Source organism: Sanguibacteroides sp. AM78-02pH3A (assembly GCF_027666085.1).
Taxonomy (GTDB): Bacteria; Bacteroidota; Bacteroidia; order Bacteroidales; family Marinifilaceae; genus Gabonibacter; species Gabonibacter massiliensis.
Genome location: NZ_JAQEHX010000002.1, coordinates 297,068 through 315,352, shown reverse-complemented (window position 1 = coordinate 315,352; position 18,285 = coordinate 297,068). Strand labels below are relative to the sequence as shown.

Annotated in this window: 13 protein-coding genes; 9 read left to right on the top strand and 4 right to left on the bottom strand. The window is 42.6% G+C overall.

Annotated features, from left to right (window positions below; translation table 11 throughout):
* Window positions 1-36 precede the first annotated feature (36 nt).
* The 5 genes from PGR74_RS04130 to PGR74_RS04110 all read left to right on the top strand — a co-directional run bounded on the left by PGR74_RS04130 (window position 37) and on the right by PGR74_RS04110 (window position 6,652).
* Complete coding sequence (locus PGR74_RS04130; protein ID WP_270516763.1) at window positions 37-1,323, top strand: glycosyltransferase; 1,287 nt, start codon at window positions 37-39, stop codon at window positions 1,321-1,323.
* Window positions 1,324-1,348: 25 nt separating this feature from the next.
* Window positions 1,349-2,329 carry a D-glucuronyl C5-epimerase family protein gene (locus tag PGR74_RS04125; protein ID WP_059026977.1) on the top strand — a complete coding sequence of 327 codons (981 nt, stop codon included), beginning with the start codon at window positions 1,349-1,351 and terminating at the stop codon, window positions 2,327-2,329.
* Window positions 2,330-2,445: 116 nt separating this feature from the next.
* Window positions 2,446-4,374, top strand: coding sequence for an asparagine synthase (glutamine-hydrolyzing) (gene asnB / locus PGR74_RS04120; protein WP_041505215.1), 1,929 nt, complete (start codon window positions 2,446-2,448; stop codon window positions 4,372-4,374).
* Between the two features lie 25 nt (window positions 4,375-4,399).
* Window positions 4,400-5,449 carry a glycosyltransferase gene (locus tag PGR74_RS04115; protein ID WP_041503322.1) on the top strand — a complete coding sequence of 350 codons (1,050 nt, stop codon included), beginning with the start codon at window positions 4,400-4,402 and terminating at the stop codon, window positions 5,447-5,449.
* Between the two features lie 3 nt (window positions 5,450-5,452).
* Window positions 5,453-6,652 carry a glycosyltransferase gene (locus PGR74_RS04110; RefSeq protein ID WP_041503321.1) on the top strand — a complete coding sequence of 400 codons (1,200 nt, stop codon included), beginning with the start codon at window positions 5,453-5,455 and terminating at the stop codon, window positions 6,650-6,652.
* On the opposite strand, the gene PGR74_RS04105 is transcribed toward PGR74_RS04110, so the two are convergent.
* From PGR74_RS04105 to PGR74_RS04095, 3 genes are read right to left on the bottom strand one after another with little or no spacing between them, the layout of a single operon-like run.
* The gene (locus PGR74_RS04105) at window positions 6,619-7,728 is read right to left on the bottom strand and encodes a glycosyltransferase family 4 protein (protein WP_270516761.1); all 1,110 of its coding nucleotides are present in this window, start codon (window positions 7,726-7,728) and stop codon (window positions 6,619-6,621) included. The genes PGR74_RS04110 and PGR74_RS04105 overlap by 34 nt on opposite strands.
* Window positions 7,725-8,609: a glycosyltransferase family 2 protein gene (locus PGR74_RS04100; RefSeq protein WP_041505217.1), complete on the bottom strand. Its 885-nt coding sequence runs from the start codon at window positions 8,607-8,609 to the stop codon at window positions 7,725-7,727. The genes PGR74_RS04105 and PGR74_RS04100 overlap by 4 nt, the downstream gene beginning before the upstream one ends.
* Window positions 8,606-10,099 (bottom strand): lipopolysaccharide biosynthesis protein, encoded by a 1,494-nt coding sequence (locus tag PGR74_RS04095; RefSeq protein WP_270516760.1) that lies wholly within the window; start codon window positions 10,097-10,099, stop codon window positions 8,606-8,608. The genes PGR74_RS04100 and PGR74_RS04095 overlap by 4 nt, the downstream gene beginning before the upstream one ends.
* Before the next feature lie 130 nt (window positions 10,100-10,229).
* Between PGR74_RS04095 and PGR74_RS04090 the strand changes: the two genes are divergently transcribed.
* The 3 genes from PGR74_RS04090 to PGR74_RS04080 all read left to right on the top strand — a co-directional run bounded on the left by PGR74_RS04090 (window position 10,230) and on the right by PGR74_RS04080 (window position 15,039).
* Window positions 10,230-12,713, top strand: coding sequence for a YfhO family protein (locus tag PGR74_RS04090; RefSeq protein ID WP_052634565.1), 2,484 nt, complete (start codon window positions 10,230-10,232; stop codon window positions 12,711-12,713).
* Between the two features lie 133 nt (window positions 12,714-12,846).
* Entirely contained in the window at window positions 12,847-14,202 is a 1,356-nt protein-coding gene (locus PGR74_RS04085; RefSeq protein ID WP_270516759.1) for a PCMD domain-containing protein, read from the top strand.
* A gap of 6 nt (window positions 14,203-14,208) precedes the next feature.
* Window positions 14,209-15,039: an outer membrane beta-barrel protein gene (locus PGR74_RS04080; protein WP_041503317.1), complete on the top strand. Its 831-nt coding sequence runs from the start codon at window positions 14,209-14,211 to the stop codon at window positions 15,037-15,039.
* 312 nt (window positions 15,040-15,351) lie between these two features.
* Here PGR74_RS04080 and PGR74_RS04075 read toward each other — a convergent pair whose 3' ends face one another.
* The gene (locus PGR74_RS04075) at window positions 15,352-16,593 is read right to left on the bottom strand and encodes a peptidase U32 family protein (protein WP_270516756.1); all 1,242 of its coding nucleotides are present in this window, start codon (window positions 16,591-16,593) and stop codon (window positions 15,352-15,354) included.
* A gap of 142 nt (window positions 16,594-16,735) precedes the next feature.
* Between PGR74_RS04075 and nhaC the strand changes: the two genes are divergently transcribed.
* The gene (gene nhaC, locus PGR74_RS04070; protein ID WP_270516755.1) at window positions 16,736-18,166 is read left to right on the top strand and encodes a Na+/H+ antiporter NhaC; all 1,431 of its coding nucleotides are present in this window, start codon (window positions 16,736-16,738) and stop codon (window positions 18,164-18,166) included.
* Window positions 18,167-18,285 lie beyond the last annotated feature (119 nt).

Below are 18,285 nucleotides of genomic sequence, written 5' to 3'. Positions count from 1 at the left end.
AACACTATTTTTGTAAAAAAGTTAATGCAGATCATCATGACGCAACAGCATACAAAAATAAAAAAAGTATTGGTAATTACTTACTATTGGCCTCCCGCGGGAGGGCCCGGCGTTCAACGCTGGCTGAAATTTGCAAAATATCTGCCGACTTCGGAAGTCATACCCGTCATCTTAACTGTTGATCCGCACAAAGCAGAATACCCCATACAAGACCCTACTTTACAGAAAGATGTTGATCCTAACATATTGGTATACAAGACAACGGCAAAAGGATTATATTCATTATACAAAAAAATCACACGCGCTAAAACAGCTCCTTACAGCGGTTTTGTCAACGAGGGGAAACCGCGTTTTAGACAAAAAGTAGCCCGCTTTATCAGAGGAAATTTTTTTTTACCCGACGCCCGAAAGGGGTGGAATAAATATGCTTATGCTAAAGCCGTAGAGCTGATCGAAAAATACAACATCCAAACGGTCATCACAACCGGTCCCCCGATGTCCACCCACCTGATCGGCCTGAAATTAAAGAAAAACAAAAACATAAAATGGATAGCCGACTTCAGGGATCCATGGACAGATATCTACTACTATCATGACCTATACCCCACCCGTATAGCACAAGCCATTGACAAGGCTTACGAAAGGGAGGTATTAGAAAAAAGCGATATTGTATTAACCGCCAATTTCATCAAAGAGAAACTCGTCTGTAAAAGCTCTAAAATCATTCCCGATAAGATACACGTATTAACCAACGGCTTTGACGAAGAAGATTTTAAAACAGAGGGAGCCAATAAAAAAGAGGAGTTCACGATTACTTACGCCGGAACATTGGCCTCCTCTTATCCAGTTCAACCCTTTATCGATGCCGTTGCGGAACTCTATCCGGAAAAAAAAATCGTTTTACAATTCGTAGGTAAAGTAAGTGAAGAACACAAGGCATACATTACTTCAAAAAAGAATATAAAAGCCGTATTTACCGGATTTATACCCCACGAAAGAGCCGTAAGAGAGTTGATCGAATCACAACTTCTATTATTAATCTTCCATCATACGAATCAAAACGAGGGACATATGCCGGGAAAACTGTTTGAATACCTGGCGGCCCGAACGCCGATTCTCTGTATAGAAGATCGGGAGAGTATGGCGGGCAAGATCATCCGGGATTGTCGTTCCGGAATAACCCTCTCTTTCCATGATAAAGAAGGTATCAAAAAATTCATATCGACGGCATACACACAACCGGAATTCCAAGGAGACTCGGAAAAAATCTCTCGATATTCAAGACAAACATTAACCGCCCGACTAAGCCAATTCATTGATTAATATGCAACTAAAGAAAATTACATTCATGTTTCGCAAATTCCTTCGGGACCTGAACGGTAACAAACACCTGAAGATAAACCAAGAGAATACTACCCCTTTGTTGTCCGGTTACTATTTCAAATTCGAAGAGAATCTCTCCAGACTGAATCGGCTCATTCACTCGTTCGATGAAAAAGGAGTACCCATCAATACCAGTTATATCGATGTCGAAAAACGACAACTGCATTATTACCCGATTACCATCGGACAATACGGATTAGCCGTCTTCCACTCGTGGCTTTCGACCCGGCAAGAAGTGAAGAAACAACTGTTCCTGAATATTGCCGATTGGTTTCAAACTCACGCCGTAACGGACAACGACCTCGGTACCTATTGGCTGACCGAGGTTCCCAAACCGGAATTTCAAGTATTCAAACCCTGGAAATCGGCTTTTGCCCAAAGCCGGGGCATCTCCATCCTCCTGAGAGCATGGCAAATCACCGGAGAAGAAAAATACCTCGCAACCGCCTCCAAAGCATTGATACCTTTCACGAAAGATATTTCAGAGGGAGGCGTGGCGGTAGACCGGAATATACAAGAGACATTTTATGAAGAGTACGTGGCGGCCCGTCCTACCCGGGTACTGGACGGGCACGGCTTTTCATTGTTCGGTTTATACGACTTCGTCCGGGCGACGGGCGACGGGCGATTGGCGGAATACAACCGTTTAGCTCTTCGCCTTTTTAACGAGGGAGTAGAGGGATTAATTCGTCAACTTCCCTCGTTTGACATGGGATTTTGGTTGCGTTTCAATCGTTGCGAAGTACCCGGTTATCCGAAAGACGACCCCTGCACCATCAGTTATCTTCGCTTAGTCCTTTTGCAAATAGAAGTGCTCTACCGGATCACGAAACGAGAAGAGCTGTTGGAATACCGGAAAAAATTCGAAAAATACGACGCTCTCTTTCCTATTTTGAAGATGTACCGGTTTAAATTCAGAGCCCTGAAAAAATTAAACCGACTCTAATTTTAGTATCCGCCAATATTTACCGCAAAAGGGATGAACAATTTGTACAAGCTCCCGAAAAATAGTAACTTTGTAAACGAAGATCATAACATCGTTTTATCGGAATAAGGGTAATTATGTGCGGGATAGCCGGGATATTTGAAAAAGAAAAAGACAATCGGCCGTTGATGTCGAAGATGTTGGACGCAATCGCCCATAGAGGTCCGGATGCCAAATCCATCTATACCCATCGAAATTTCACCTTAGGTCATCGCCGTCTCTCCATCATCGATTTATGCACGGGAGATCAACCCGTGTTTAACGAAGATCAGTCCGTTTGCATTATCTTCAACGGAGAGATATATAATTTCGAAGAGCTAAAGGAGGAACTGCAAACCAAAGGACACCGATTTCGTACCCATACAGATACCGAGGTGCTGGTACACCTTTACGAAGAGTACGGGACAAATTTTTTTAACCGGTTAAACGGAATATTCGCTTTCGCGTTATTAGACAAGAACCGCGACCGGCTCCTTCTCGCCAGGGATCATTTCGGAGTAAAGCCCCTTCATTATTACCTGAAGGACGGAATCCTATTATTCGGATCGGAACAAAAATCCATCATCCTCCACCCGAAATACGAACGGGAACTCAATCTAAAGGCACTGCATATTCATTTGAATCTAAGATATACCCAAGGAAACGAAACATTGTTCAAAGGGATAAAACGGCTTCCGGCTGCCCATTTCGCCTTATTCGAAAACGGACTTTTTACGGTCAGGCGATATTGGGAGATGCCCGTGGGCACAGACCGCTCCATCACGGAAAAAGAGGCCAAAGAGAGAATCAATGTTTTGATCAAAGCCGCCGTAAAGCGACAGCTGATCAGCGACGTCCCGGTGGGAGTCTACTTGTCCGGAGGATTGGATTCTTCCGCAATCGTACAAAAAATGCATGAATTGGGAGTTGCGGAGATAAACACGTTTACCCTCGGCTTCAACGAACCCACAGATGAATTTCCGGATGCTCAACAGATAGCGGATTACTTCCACACGAAACACCATACCCTGAGCCTCTCGATGAACCCCATGCAACAGATGCCCAAAGTCATCTGGCATGCCGAAGAGCCCAAGATCAATTTGTTACAAGGTTACAATATGTCCGCTTTCGTACATCCGAAAGTAAAAGTAATTTTAGGAGGACTGGGAGGCGACGAACTCTTTGCCGGATACGATATTCATAAATTCATCTATCCGTTCAATCGCTGGCATCATTATACCCCGTACTGGATGCAACGTCTGTTACGCTGGAAATCTGACTTTATCTTTAAGCTCCAAAATAATTCTCATGCTCTGCGTTACGACGAATACCGGCGAGGAGTGCAAATGTTGCTTGCCATCGGAAACATAGAACGTTTCTACCTGATTATTCGAAATGTTTGGGATTACGATACTCCATTTTATAAAAACATATATAACGAATCGTTTCTGAAGCAACGACGCATGGAGAGTATTCGGGTTCACAGGGAGTTCGACAGCCTATTTCACCGTGTCCGGCACGAAAAAGCCCTGGATCAGGTTCTTTATGCCGAATTTCAAACCAAAATGGTCAATGACTATCTATTGACCGACGACCGGATGTCCATGGCCCACTCGGTAGAAGAACGAGTTCCTTTACTCGACAAAGAGTTAGTTGAATTCGCTTTCCAATTGCCGGTGGAATTAAAAATAAAGAATAACCAGACAAAATATCTTTTCCGAAAAGCGTTAGAACCCTATCTGCCGCCCAAAATCATCACGAAGAAAAAATGGGGATTTACCGTTAACCCGTACCTCCAGTTCAAAAAAGATTTAAAGGAGACCGCGGAAAAGATATTGACCCAAAAATACATCGATCGACAAGGCATATTCAATTACGATTACATCAAACGCATATTGGACTATCCGGCCCATCCGAAACTCCGGTGGCACTACAATTACATCTGGATTTTAGTCGGATTAGCCATATGGGAAGATCAATTCATTCACCACAGAACGGACGACCGTATTGAATCTTATTATAAATAGAATAAAAAACGATATCAGGATAAGCATGGGAGAAAAAAACACCAGTACGACATATTCCATCATCATAGCCGTTTACAACCGGTTGGAGGAGGTCAAAGAACTGCTTGTCAGTGCCGAGGCCTTAGAAGGAGATCGCTCCCTTTTCGAACTTCTGTTCGTGGACGACGGTTCAAAAGACGGTTTTAAAGATTTCATCCGACACTATTCTTCTCCCAGCGGCCTGCAGATACGAGCTGTTTTCCAACAAAATCAAGGCCCTGGAGCAGCCCGCAATTTCGGCATGAGTCAAGCCAAAGGGGATTATTTCATTTTCGTAGACTCGGACTGCATGTTTCCCCCGCACTGGCTAACGGAAATCGAAAAAACACAACAAATACGCTCTTACGATGCTTTCGGCGGTCCGGACACCTGCCATCCCTCATTTTCCCCTTTGCTGAAAGCCATCAATTATTCGATGACCTCCTTCATCGGTACGGGAGGAACCCGCGGCAGCAAAAGACATATCGGAAGATTCTACCCCCGCAGTTTTAACATGGGCATATCCCGGAAAATTTATGAAACGATCGGAGGCATGGGAGGTTTACGTCACGGACAGGACATGGATTACTCCATGAGAATATACAACGCAGGCTTTAAGGTGGGATTGATTCCCGGAGCTTACGTGTATCACAAACGGCGTACCAGTATCCCTAAATTCTTCCGACAGATCTTCAACTGGGGTGTCGCCCGGATTAACCTGACCCGAAGACATCCGCATACATTAAAAGCGGTACATCTACTACCGGCATTATTACTTTTGGGATTAATCCTTGTCGGGATACTTTCTTTTCTATTACCCGCCCATGCCCCTCTGATTTGGATCGTCATCGGGTGCGGATTCATCGGTATCTGCTTGTTTGCTTTCGTGCAATCCTATTGTAAATACAAAAGCGGCCAAACGGCTTTACTCTCTATACTGACACTGAATATTCAAGTATTCGCCTACGGGGCAGGATTGCTTTGGGGAGCATGGAATACCCTGAAAGGAAAAGAAGTAAAAGGTTTCTCCAAAAATTACTACGGTAAAAACAAATAACCCATGAAACGACTGTTATTTTTCACCCAGAGTTTTCCTTACAGTTACAAAGAACCTTTTATCGAAAACGAAATCGGTTACCTGTCAAAAGCTTTCGATGAGATCACGATTCTTCCCTGGATAGGCGAAGGGGAGATCACCCGAAAGGTTCCGGCCAACTGCAAGGTACTAAAACCCATGCTTAGAAACGACCGGGATACGATTTTGTCGGGAATCTTTTGCCGTGCCCCCTTTTTTTATTTCATCCGCCGATTCTTTTCGGATAAAGCTTATACCGGCCTAAGCAAAATTATAAAATACATTTCGGTATCTACCTTCTGTCGGGCCATCCTCTCTAATAAAGATTTTAAAAAAGTCAACGACGAATTTAAGAATGATACCGTTTATTTTTATTGGGGTATCGGTACGGCCTACGTACTCCCCTTCATTAAAAACAAGCGCAAAAAAATCGTCCGTTTCCACGGGGCCGACCTATACCTGGAAAGAAGAGCCAATCGATATATTCCATTCCGCAAAGAAGTTTACACTCACCTGACGCAAGCCGTCTATATCTCCAAACAAGGTTTGGAGTACGCCTCGGAACGATACGGAAGTTACCGTTTCAATGCCTGTTGCAGTTACCTGGGTACACTGGACCATGGGGTTAAAAAAAACTTCCCTCCAGATGGTATCATCCGTCTCCTGAGCTGCTCCAACGTGATTCCCGTCAAACGGGTAGCTTTAATTTTAGAAACCTTACAAACCATCCGCGATCAAAAAATCGAATGGACCCACATCGGAGACGGTAACCTATGGGAGGAATTAAAAGAGAAAAGTCTGCTTCTTCCCGATAACATAAAGGTAAACTTTACCGGCAGGCGGAGTAACAAACAAGTCATCGAATACTATCAATCACAACCGATCGACATCTTTATCAATGTCAGTTCCAGCGAGGGATTACCCGTGGCGATTATGGAAGCGATCTCTTTCGACATTCCGATTATCGCGACAAATGTAGGAGGGACAAGTGAAATCGTCACACCGGAAACCGGTATTCTGATCGCTCCCGATTCTTCTCCCGAATTGATCGCTGCCCGAATCCGGGAACTATACAAAGTCAAAGAGACTCTCCATCCCCGTAAATTATGGTTGGAAAAATTCTCCGCGGAGAAGAACTATCCCGATTTCATTCAACACGTTTTATTGCCAACGCCTGATAAATGAGTATACAGCCTGTTCAAGGCCTCCATATGCTTTTCTATCCCGTATTTTTCTTTAATATAGAAGGCCGCTTTCCGCGCTTTCTCTCTATATTTTTCGGGATGAGCATAAAAATCTAAAAAAGAGGATAGCAATTGTTCCACCTCTTTTGTTTTATACATCACGGCCAACCGGCCCTCTTCCGTCACCTCCCGCATCACCTCCCAATCGTTCACAAAAACAGGAATACCGGCAGCGATCGCTTCTATAACCGCAATACCGAAAGAATCATGTTCCGTAGAATAGATAAAAGCATCCCATTGGGTCAAAAGAGAGGGTACATCCGATCTTGTTCCCAAAAAACATACCTCATCCTGTAAACCCGCAGTCTCACAGAAACGAACACATTCGTCATACAAGCGAGGGTAACGGGAATCTTTCCTGCCGACAAATAAAAATCGAAATGGGATACCCGCTTTTTTCAATAAAACCAGAAATCGGCAAATGGTTATCTGATCTCTTCCGGGAACAAAATTACCGACGCTCCCCATCAGCAATCCGGGCGATTCAAAAGACTCTCCTTTCTCCCGTTGTTCGAATTTGGCGAAATCGATCCCGTTGTAAACGACCCGGCTCTGGTTCCGGGGGAAACGATACTTTTTCTCGTAATAGGACTTTTGTACCTCACTCACGAAAATATTCAAATCCGCATGCCGGATCATCCATTTCATAAAAAAACGCCCCTTTGCCGTCTGATGATAATCATAACCATGAAACGTTTGAACGATCTTTATCCCGCACCCCCTCGTTGCCAACCAGGCGTAACAAGCCTCTAACGAATGCTGGGCATGAACGATATTTACTTTTTCCCTGCAGAGCAATTTCCTCAAACGAAAAACGTAAGATAAGTCCATTCCTTTCCGGGGTGTCATCTTAAACATGGGAACCCCCGTGGCTTTATATAGATCCGAAATAACTCCCTCTTCCCGATAAATACATATGATTTGATAAGAAGTCAGGTCTGCTCGGGATAAAATATCCAATAAAAGAGTCTCCATGCCTCCCCGATTTAATGCCCCAAGGAAATAAGCCACTTTCATACTTTCTTATTTTTATATCTCCGTTTTAAAAATAAAAGATATCCCAATGGATAACAGCAGAAGGTCCTTACCTTATCCGATGAATCTTCCAGAAGACGCCTCTTTTTACCGGCCAAGGCATAGCTGACATAATTAATCGTATTCTTCCACCTCTCTTTAAAGGATTCGGCATACATCGCTTTTTGATCGCAGTATAAAGCATATCCTATCGGGTTATCTTTTCTTAATTTCGCTTGATTACGCGTATATCCATCTTCCAAATAATTGCACACGATGATAATCCGAGGCAAAACCAACAGTTGAAATTGCCGATCTATCTGATTATACACATAGGCCTCGGTAATAAACTTCTCCCCTTCAATTTCGGGAAATAAAAACGAACGAAGCACCTCCGTTCTGTATACCAAGGTCGAATCTCCCCGGAAACCGTTTTTATACAACTCTTTCAAGGTCGAATTACGTTCATAAGGAAACTTGCCGTCCGACAAAGTCTCTTCGGTATTTTTCCCCCGGTATCCCACGAGTCCGGCAATCGTCGCATCTCCCCCCTTCTCTTTCCAAAAAGATAAAATTTTCTCTATCCCGTCGTCTACCAAGTAATCATCCGAATCCACACATACGAACAATTCGGTCTCCGTACTTTTTACTCCCCGGTTATGAGCCCTCATCTTTCCGCCGTTTTCCTGATAAATATATCTTATGGAAATTTTTTCTTCCGATTGCCAGCTTTTTATAAGCTCTTCCGTTCCATCCTTCGAGCCGTCATCCACGACCAACCATTCGAAATTTTTATTACTCTGCCGGCATAAACTTTCGTAAAGGCGTCCCAATGTATAAGCCCGATTATAGGTCGGGGTAAATACAGTTAATTCTTTCATCATCTTCTCCATTTTAGCCACTTAAAAATCAGATCATCCGCCAATTGATTTACCTCGACCGAAAGATGCAGGAAATAAGTGAGTACACTTCCCGCGATACACATAATGGAACTCCGGAAAATCCCATCCAACCAAGGGTCGTCCATATCCGGTAAAATGGCATTCAAACCGTATAACAACAAGAAGATACCTAACAACTTAAGTGTATTCCATGTATAGGGATTTCCTTTCACTTTTGCAAATACAAGCCATTGTTGAACGGTATGGGAAAGGATACAGGTCAGCAACGTCGCCACGGCAGCCCCGGTCATGCCCAATATGGGAATCAACCAACTGTTCGTAAGAATGGTAATAGCCGTAATAAAAAAGGTAAAATAAAGACCCCAATAATAGTATCTGGAAAAACTAATCAATGTATATCCAAAACCTAAAAACATCACGATCAAACGAGAAAGACCGATGAAAAAAACAACCCATTTACCAGCCCGATAATCCGCTCCGTTAGGAATAATATCGAATATATTGTCTATGTTTATCCATAAAAGCAGGAACAGAAATCCTCCGATCAACAATTGATGCAAAGATACTTTTTTATACAAGGCATTTGCCTTCTCGAAATCGCCGGCTCTCAAGGCTTCCGCCGCTACCGGGGAAGAAATGGCCGTGATCGAACGGGAAGGGATATCGATGATGGCAACCATATAAAAGGCGATGGTATAGATTCCACCGTAATTCAATCCCATCTCCGCACTTACCATAAAAAGATCCAATTTACTCGTGATACTTCCCCCGATAACCCCCACCATTAAAAAAGCGGTATACTTCAAAATATCTTTACGAAGATCTTTGTTTATAAAAGAGAAATCATGTTTTAAAGAGACGGAACCAATCCGGGAAGCATACCATAGATTTAAAAACATCGCAATACCATACACGGCAATGTAAGTAGCAACCAAACCGGTCATTCCCGTCACGTGAACGGCATACAAAATGTAAACCCCGATCAACAACAACCGGATCACTACTTCCCGTATCAATTTTGGGACAGCGATTCTCATCAGCAAATTGGAATACGTTTCGAATACTCCGAGGTAAACGATAAAAAACATCAAAGGAAACAACCAATTATAGTAATCCACGAAAAGAGCCGAGTTCTGCTCGAAATAAGCACATACAGGCTGCTTCAGCAACCAGGCCACAGGAATAAAAAGACAGCACCCGACTAAAGGCAAAGCGACAAGATAAAAAAAGAAACCGTTATTACGGCCGTCTTTACTTTTAAAAAAAGGGAAAAAACGAATAGCGGAAGAGGTCGTCCCCAACTGAACAAAGGTTCCTAATAACGTGGCAGCTTCAAATAATACCCGAGTTAAACCGATCTCCTCTGAAGTTAAAAAACGAGTCACGATAAACATCGTGGAAAGGAAACCGATAAAAGCCCCCACGTAATTCACAACAGTGCCTTTTATGCTTTGCCGGATAATAATCCCCATGAACCTTTGTACTTATAGATTTATCGCGCAAATAGTAAACAAAAATAGGAATTATTTATCGATAATGGGGGTTTGACGATTATATTTTTTATTTTTGTCCCTGTTTGATCATAAGTTAAAGAATTTATCCATGAAAAAAATCAACTTCAAACCGTTATATCCGCATTTCATTGCACTAATTCTTTTTATTATCATTTCATATGCTTATTTCCCCGCCCTTTTCGAAGGCAAAATCGTGCACCAGTCGGATATCTCTTCCTGGAGAGGAGCCGCCAACGAGATTCTTGAATTTCAAAAGAAGACCGGAGAGGAGACACTATGGACGAACTCCATGTTCAGCGGTATGCCCACCACTATGATCCTCACGAAATATAAAGGGAATTACTTGGAATATATATATAAACAATTATTTATCGGCTCTCGTCCGGCAAGCTACCTTATTATCGCACTCTTCAGCTTTTATTTGCTGATGTTAGCGTTTGGCGTAAATACCTGGTTAGCGATTGCAGGCGCTTTAGCTTTCGGCTTTTGTTCCTACAACTTCCAGATCCTGTTAGTGGGACACAATGCTAAAATGATGGCTATCGCTTTTATGCCGCTTGTCCTGGCAGGAGTCGTCTACGCCTTCCGAAAAAAACGGTTGTTAGGCGCTCTGTTATTCGGTTTGGCCCTTTCGTTCGAGATCACGGCAAATCATCCTCAGATTACCTTCTACCTGGCATTTATCATTATTGCCTATGGTATAGGACAACTCTATACAGCCATTAAAAACAAAACATTACCCGCTTTCCTTAAAACGGCACTTCTATTAGTGGTTGCGGCCGGATTGGCAGCCGGAACCAATGTCAATCATCTATGGCCCACCTGGGAATACGGGAAATATACCATGCGGGGAGGTTCCGAATTAACCTCCGACGATCCATCCGCCAAAACGAAAGGCTTGGACAAAGAGTACGCCACCGCTTGGAGCTACGGGATAGACGAAACATTGAATTTATTGATACCCAATTTCAAAGGAGGCAGCTCTCAAGGAGGATTGGGCACCGGCTCGGAAACTTACAAATATTTGAAACAACAAGGAGTAAAAGAAGTCGATCAAGTGATCCGACAGTTAGGAACCTATTGGGGACAACAACCCTTTACGGCCGGTCCGATGTATATGGGGGCCATTGCCGTCTTTCTTTTCGTATTGGGGATCGTTCTGATCAAGGGGCCGATGAAATGGTGGATCGTAGGAGTCTCTTTATTAGCTCTATTCTTGGGTTGGGGACGACATTTCATGTTCTTCTCCAATATCTTTTACGATTATGTACCTCTATACAATAAATTCAGGGTACCTTCCATGATCCTGATCATTCTGCAACTAACGATTCCCTTGTTGGGCATTTATACCTTAAACCAAATATTCAATCAAAAATTCGACAAAAAAACCTTAGTCAAAGGATTAAAAATTGCTATTGGTATTACCGGAGGTATTTGTGCCGTCTTCGCCCTGATTCCCGGTCTGGCCGGTAATTTTACCGCTCCCGTAGATCAACAGTACTATGACTGGTTACGGGCATTGGTGATTCAGGACAGAATATCCATGTTACGGGCCGACGCATTCCGCTCTTTAATCTTTATTCTTTTAGCAGGAACCGTTATCTGGGCGGGAGTGATCCAAAAATTAAAATTCTCTCAAATGGCCATTATCCTCAGTCTTCTGATATTGACGGACATGTGGACCATCGACAAACGTTACCTGAACAACAGTCATTTCGTTACTCAAAAAGAATTTAATAATCAATTCCGGGCTCGCCCGGTCGATCTGGAAATCTTAAAAGACAATGACCCGAATTACCGGGTACTGGATTTAGCCGTAAACGTGTTCAACGATTCCCATTCCAGCTATTTCCACAAAACCATCGGCGGTTATAGTGCGGCAAAATTACAGCGCTATCAGGATATCATCGATTACTTTATTATTCCCGAGATTCAATCTTTCCAAAAAGACGCAAACGCAACTCAGACCCTCACGGGAATGGAGGAGAGCTTGAAGAGGCAAAAAGTGTTGAATATGCTTAACACGAAATACATTATATTGAATACCAATGCCTCTATTGAAAACAGATCCGCCCTTGGGAATGCTTGGTTTGTACAAGATTATAAATTAGTGAACACGCCGAAAGAGGAGTTGGTCACCTTACAGGCGATAGATCCGGCTGAAATAGCCGTTATCAACGAAGAATTCAAACCGATTATTCAAGACAAAGGTTTCAACTACGACGAAAACGGAGAGATCGTGTTAACCGAATATGCACCCAACCGACTGGAGTACAAGAGTAAAGCCAACAATGAACAACTGGCCTTATTCAGTGAGGTCTACTACCCTAAAGGGTGGAAAGCGTATATCGACGGAGAGGAAACCGACCTTTTCAGAGCCAATTACATCCTAAGAGGAATGATTATTCCGGCAGGAGAACATACTATCGTATTCGAATATAAACCGGAATCTTATTATACGGGAGCCAAAATTTCAGCTATATGTTCCGGCATATTATTACTGTTACTGCTCGGGTATATCATCGTAGGTATAAAAAAGATTCTAATATCTCCTAAAACCACTATGAATTAAAGAGACAAAATACAAATAAGAAAATTCTGGTACGTTTTTTGCTCGAAAATGTCCCATAATGTTAATACATCTATAAATAATTTACTTTACATTTTCAAATACGTAAAGTATGGTTTAACCAGAAAAATAAACTATGAGAAATTACTTTATCCTTCTTTTTTTAACAGGCATACTGATATTAAATGCCTGTACTAAAGTAGATAAACTTAGTGACGAGGCCAATATTACTTCACTTGCCGTTACCGGAATAACTCCTCAAGGCATCAACATCGATCAGAACAATATAACCATCGAGAACAATATTGTTTCCATACCTTTGAACTACGGAAGAAAATTATTCCCGTTAACTTTATCTACTGAAATAAAATTTTCATCAACAACTGACGGAACAATGAGCACGAACGCCCAGCCGTTAAATCTGAAAGAATTTACATTCAACGATGTGTATACACCGCAAACTTTTTACCTGATTTCCGAAAGCGGTGTTCCTCATTTAGCCCAGATCATACTCATAGATCAACCGAACGCTGAAATTTCCGACTTTAAAATTACCAATTTCCCGGAAGATAAGGTAAGTACAAGAATCCGTGACAATTACGTTAGAATCGTCTTTAAGGACGCCATTGAAAAATGGCCTATCGATATCGAAGCACAAATCACCCGCATCGGAGAGTGGAAGGAGGGTTCCGATATTACTTCTTTCCATTTCACCCAACCGGGAGAAACTAAACACCTGACCCTGGTAGCCGACAACGGAGACGAAAGGGTATGGAACATCCAGATCGTACCTCCCATTGAAAATTCGGACTTCGAATTATGGATCAACGAGGGAACGATAGACGTAAATATTAATCCCATTCCGGGTAAAGGATTCGGCTGGGCGACCGCTAATAACATGTTCGTACAAGGGACTTTGCCCGTATCGAATAACGGGGGCAAAGCCGCCCAGATATCCACGGACATCCAAAGTATAGGTTTTATCGGAGACCTCGTTACAGCCGGAACCCTGTTCACCGGTTACTTCAAGATGAATATATCCAAATTAGACGATCCGAGAGCCATGACCTACTTCGGTATTCCTTTTATCAATAGACCGGCTTCTCTCTCCATAGATGTAAAATATAAACCGGGAAACACGTTACAGCAATCCGTTAAAAATAAAGACGGAAAATATGTTTTGACAGAAGCAAAAGGAGTAGACGAGGGACGTATATGGGTTAAATTATTACACTGGAACGGGGAAGGTGAATTGGAGTATCACGATAGAGACATACCGGATCTGACCGTCATTGGAGAAGGAGATTACGTTCTTAAAGGATCGGATCTCTCCCTACGCGACTGGAAGAATATAGTCATTCCTATCAAATATACTTCCGATCTGGAACCCACTCACATCAGTATTGTCATGACTTCCAGCAACAAAGGAGACCTTTTTATCGGTGCCAAAGGAAGTACATTAACTGTTGATAACCTTACATTCAAATACTAATCTACCATGATGAAATATATATTTTTACCCGTTTTATTCATTTTTTGCTCCGTTACCCTTTTCGCGCGAAAAACGGAACAAACGCTCCCATCCGCTAAACAGGATAGTATCGATCGTAAAAATGTCGAATACAGGTTTGCCTTAGGAGTCCAATTGGGAACCGATATCGGGGGAGCCATCCCTTTTCCTTTCAGTAATGTTCCCGAACCATTCAATCCTTATCCGAAACTTTCTCCCTCTTTAGGTGCGAAATTCACCTTCCCCGTAGATCGTTACTGGACCGTCGGAGCTGAAATAACCTACAAAAAAGTTGCCATCGATGCGGACGCAAGAATAGAAAACCAACGTTTCAACGATGCCAAAAACGATGTTATCGCCCGTTTCACGGGATCGGCTGAAATGAATATGGACTTTACCATGATGGAAGTACCTCTCTACTTCAAATACACGTTCCGGAATCAAAAAGACCGCATCCTTGCAGGAGGTTATTTTGCCTGGGTCATTAAAGGTAAGTTCAATGTAACGGTAAACAAAGGTTTTATGATGGACGACAACGGAGTCTACACGGGAGCCATCGACGACGAACCGCTAAAAATTAACTTTAGCGACATTCTGGATACTTGGGATGCGGGACTGATTGCAGGATACGAGCGCAAATTATTTTCCAGAGTAGAGATCGGATTACGTGTATCCTGGGGATTCAAGGATATTTTCAAACCGAGCAATCAATATTTCGATTACAAAATGCTCCAGATACGAGGAGCTTTAGTGGTAAGTTATAACCTGTTCGATATAAAACCTCCCCGTCTCAATCCTTTCCGGCATAAAAACATATAATAACCCACGGGGACGGGTACAATGCTATTTTAATTGTAGATTTTAGATCGACGATTGTAAATTAAAAAACAACGAAATCAGAGGATTAAGTGTGATTAAAAGAATTTGCGATTTACGATTGAAAGACAGCAAAATTGGAATTGAAGCAAGTATCAATTTACAATCTACAATTTAAAATTTACAATTAGACGGATTTCGTCATTGAGATTTCGAATTGTAGATTGACGATTCAAAGAGGGCGAGAGCAAAAATTCAATCGCAAATCAAAATCTTTCAGACTCGTACACTACCCTATTCATCTACCATGGCCCATTAATCAGCTTCTATCAGTTTATATAACTTATCACCTCTGCGCAAAAACGGTTCGACAGGCATAGAAAAAAGAGAACCTTTATCGACTTGTCGAACCGGTTGTAAATCAACCCGAATTTCCGTGACATGCATTTGCACGACTCCTGTTGTCGGTCCCATAATCAAAATTTCATCCCCGACTCTCAGATCATAAGACTCTAACTTAAATTCACCCACGTGCAGCTTCGTAAAATAATTGGTCACTTTCCCGATACACACCTTTTTTTTCGTGGCTTTCGAACCGTATACCTCACTCCACTCACCCAAACGTTGCCCCAAATAATATCCATTCCAGAATCCCCGGTTAAACACGGTTGAAAGCCGTTCTTTCCAATGTTCGATCTTTTCGGCGGAATAACTACCGTCCGCATAAGCATCTATTGCTTCGTTGTAACACTCGCAAACCGTTTTCACGTATTCGGCGGAGCGTGCCCGTCCCTCAATTTTAAATACCCGTACTCCGGCATCTATCAGTTTATTAATAAAACCTATCGTACACAAATCTTTAGGCGACATGATGTACTTTCCGTCTATTTCCAATTCCACCTCGCTATCCGTATCTTTCACCGTATACGAACGGCGGCATATCTGATAGCAGGCTCCCCGGTTGGCAGAAGCATTCATCTCATGCAAACTCAAATAACACTTGCCGGAAACGGCCATACACAATGCCCCATGCGCAAACATTTCGATTTGCATGAGCTCTCCTTTGGGACCTCTTAAATCCTGTGCCACAATCTGGCGATGAATCGTCATGACCTGATCCAAATCCAATTCCCGGGCCAATACAACCACATCGGCAAATTGAGAATAAAATTTAACCGCCTCAAAATTAGTAATATTGCACTGCGTGCTGATATGTACCTCCACACCGATGGAACGGGCGTAAAGAATAGCTGCCATATCCGAAGCAATGATAGCCGTCAAACCGGACTCTTTCACGCAATCGATAATCCGGTGCATCTTCTCCAATTCATTATTATAGATAATCGTATTAACGGTCAAATAAGTCTTCACTCCCTTTTCCCTGCATTTTTCAACGATACACTTTAGATCCTCCAACGTGAAATTGGCCGAAGAACGGGAACGCATATTCAATCCCTCCACGCCGAAATAAACGGAATTCGCTCCTGCCTGCAAGGCAGCCTCCAAAGATTCATAAGAGCCAACGGGAGCCATTATCTCAAAATCTGTTCTTTTCATACGCAACATTTAGAACGACAAAAGTACATTTGTTCATCGAAAATAAAAACTGAAATTGAAAATTAGTGTATTGGAGAAGCCAAACCATTGAATCTATCTCTTGAAGAAATCGTATATCTCAATAAAACGAAAGAACACGCTTATGACACATCCGCAACCTCCCACACTCGTTCAAGCCGTTATCCCCATCCTCTTTTTAATTGGATTACTGTTTTTAAACGTCCTTTATTTTGAAGATCCATTGGGAGGAGCCAACCAAATCGCACTTATGATCACCGCGACTCTCAGCGGCCTGATCGCTTGGCATAATCACGTGGACTGGAATCACCTGCAAGGTAAAATTCTCAGTACCATTCATTCAGCCATGCCGGCTATTCTGATCCTCCTCCTGATAGGAGCCTTAAGTGGAACTTGGATGTTAAGCGGAGTTATTCCCACGATGATCTACTACGGAATAGACCTGATGTCCCCCTCTTATTTTCTTGTTGCTTCCGTGGTCATATCCGGGATTGTTTCCCTGGCAACCGGAAGCTCTTGGTCCACGATTGCCACCGTGGGGGTCGCAATCATCGGAATAGGACACGCTTTCGATATGAATTCGGGGATTGTTGCCGGCGCAATCATTTCCGGTGCTTATTTCGGCGATAAAATGTCTCCCCTTTCCGACACGACCAATCTGACCCCGGCAATTGCCGGCACCGATCTGTTTACCCACATTCGCTACATGATTTACACGACAGTACCGACTTTAATCATTACTTTGATCATTTTTGCCATCATCGGATTAACCCACACCAATGAAATAAATTTAACCAGTACAGACGACATCAAAACCGGCATCGCCGAAACTTTCCGGATTACTCCCTGGCTACTGTCCGTTCCCCTCCTATTAGCGTTCATTATCATCAAAAAAATTCCTCCCATCCCGGCAATGTTAATTGGTATTGCTTTAGGCGTTCTATTTGCTTTGCTTTTTCAAACCGAATTACTCGAGAACTTAATAAAAGGAGAGACGTTCACCAACAAATATCAACTTATCCTGCAAGTGATTTCCAGTAAAATGGAGTTATCAACGGGCTCTCCCGACATCGACCGTTTACTCTCTACCCGAGGAATGGAAGGAATGCTCAGTACGGTATGGTTGATCCTGATGGCGATGATTTTCAGCGGAGTGATGGAAGCCGGAGGATCCCTGAAAAGAATAAGCGAAGCCATGGTTGCCTATATTAAGAACGACACTTCGCTCGTTGCGACAACCATCGGTTCTTGTATCCTTTTCAATATCTCAGCTTGCGATCAATATCTGTCTATTGTCGTACCGGGAAAAATGATGCAAAAGATTTATAAAGAACATAGGCTTAAACCTGAAGTTCTAAGCCGGGCGTTGGAAGATTCGGCCACCGTTACCTCTGTCTTAATCCCGTGGAACACTTGCGGAGCAACCCAATCACGCGTATTAGGGGTCGCTACTTTCGATTATCTTCCCTATTGCTTCTTCAATTTAATCAGCCCGTTTATGAATATCTTTATTACCGCTATCCACTATAAAATCCGAAAAATATCGAAACGATAAACCACGAATACACATCATATTAATAATTAAAAAACTATCCATACGATAAAATAACTATATTTTTAGTTTAAAAACTAAAATATTAGTTCTATATTTGTTTGCACATACAAAATATAAAA

What these genes read in the sequence shown, in the direction of transcription:
- PGR74_RS04130 (WP_270516763.1), top strand. Translation starts at nt 37, where the DNA reads ATGACGCAACAGCATACAAAAATAAAAAAAGTATTGGTAATTACTTAC.
- PGR74_RS04125 (WP_059026977.1), top strand. Translation starts at nt 1,349, where the DNA reads ATGTTTCGCAAATTCCTTCGGGACCTGAACGGTAACAAACACCTGAAG.
- asnB (WP_041505215.1), top strand. Translation starts at nt 2,446, where the DNA reads ATGTGCGGGATAGCCGGGATATTTGAAAAAGAAAAAGACAATCGGCCG.
- PGR74_RS04115 (WP_041503322.1), top strand. Translation starts at nt 4,400, where the DNA reads ATGGGAGAAAAAAACACCAGTACGACATATTCCATCATCATAGCCGTT.
- PGR74_RS04110 (WP_041503321.1), top strand. Translation starts at nt 5,453, where the DNA reads ATGAAACGACTGTTATTTTTCACCCAGAGTTTTCCTTACAGTTACAAA.
- PGR74_RS04105 (WP_270516761.1), bottom strand. Translation starts at nt 7,728, where the DNA reads ATGAAAGTGGCTTATTTCCTTGGGGCATTAAATCGGGGAGGCATGGAG.
- PGR74_RS04100 (WP_041505217.1), bottom strand. Translation starts at nt 8,609, where the DNA reads ATGATGAAAGAATTAACTGTATTTACCCCGACCTATAATCGGGCTTAT.
- PGR74_RS04095 (WP_270516760.1), bottom strand. Translation starts at nt 10,099, where the DNA reads ATGGGGATTATTATCCGGCAAAGCATAAAAGGCACTGTTGTGAATTAC.
- PGR74_RS04090 (WP_052634565.1), top strand. Translation starts at nt 10,230, where the DNA reads ATGAAAAAAATCAACTTCAAACCGTTATATCCGCATTTCATTGCACTA.
- PGR74_RS04085 (WP_270516759.1), top strand. Translation starts at nt 12,847, where the DNA reads ATGAGAAATTACTTTATCCTTCTTTTTTTAACAGGCATACTGATATTA.
- PGR74_RS04080 (WP_041503317.1), top strand. Translation starts at nt 14,209, where the DNA reads ATGATGAAATATATATTTTTACCCGTTTTATTCATTTTTTGCTCCGTT.
- PGR74_RS04075 (WP_270516756.1), bottom strand. Translation starts at nt 16,593, where the DNA reads ATGAAAAGAACAGATTTTGAGATAATGGCTCCCGTTGGCTCTTATGAA.
- nhaC (WP_270516755.1), top strand. Translation starts at nt 16,736, where the DNA reads ATGACACATCCGCAACCTCCCACACTCGTTCAAGCCGTTATCCCCATC.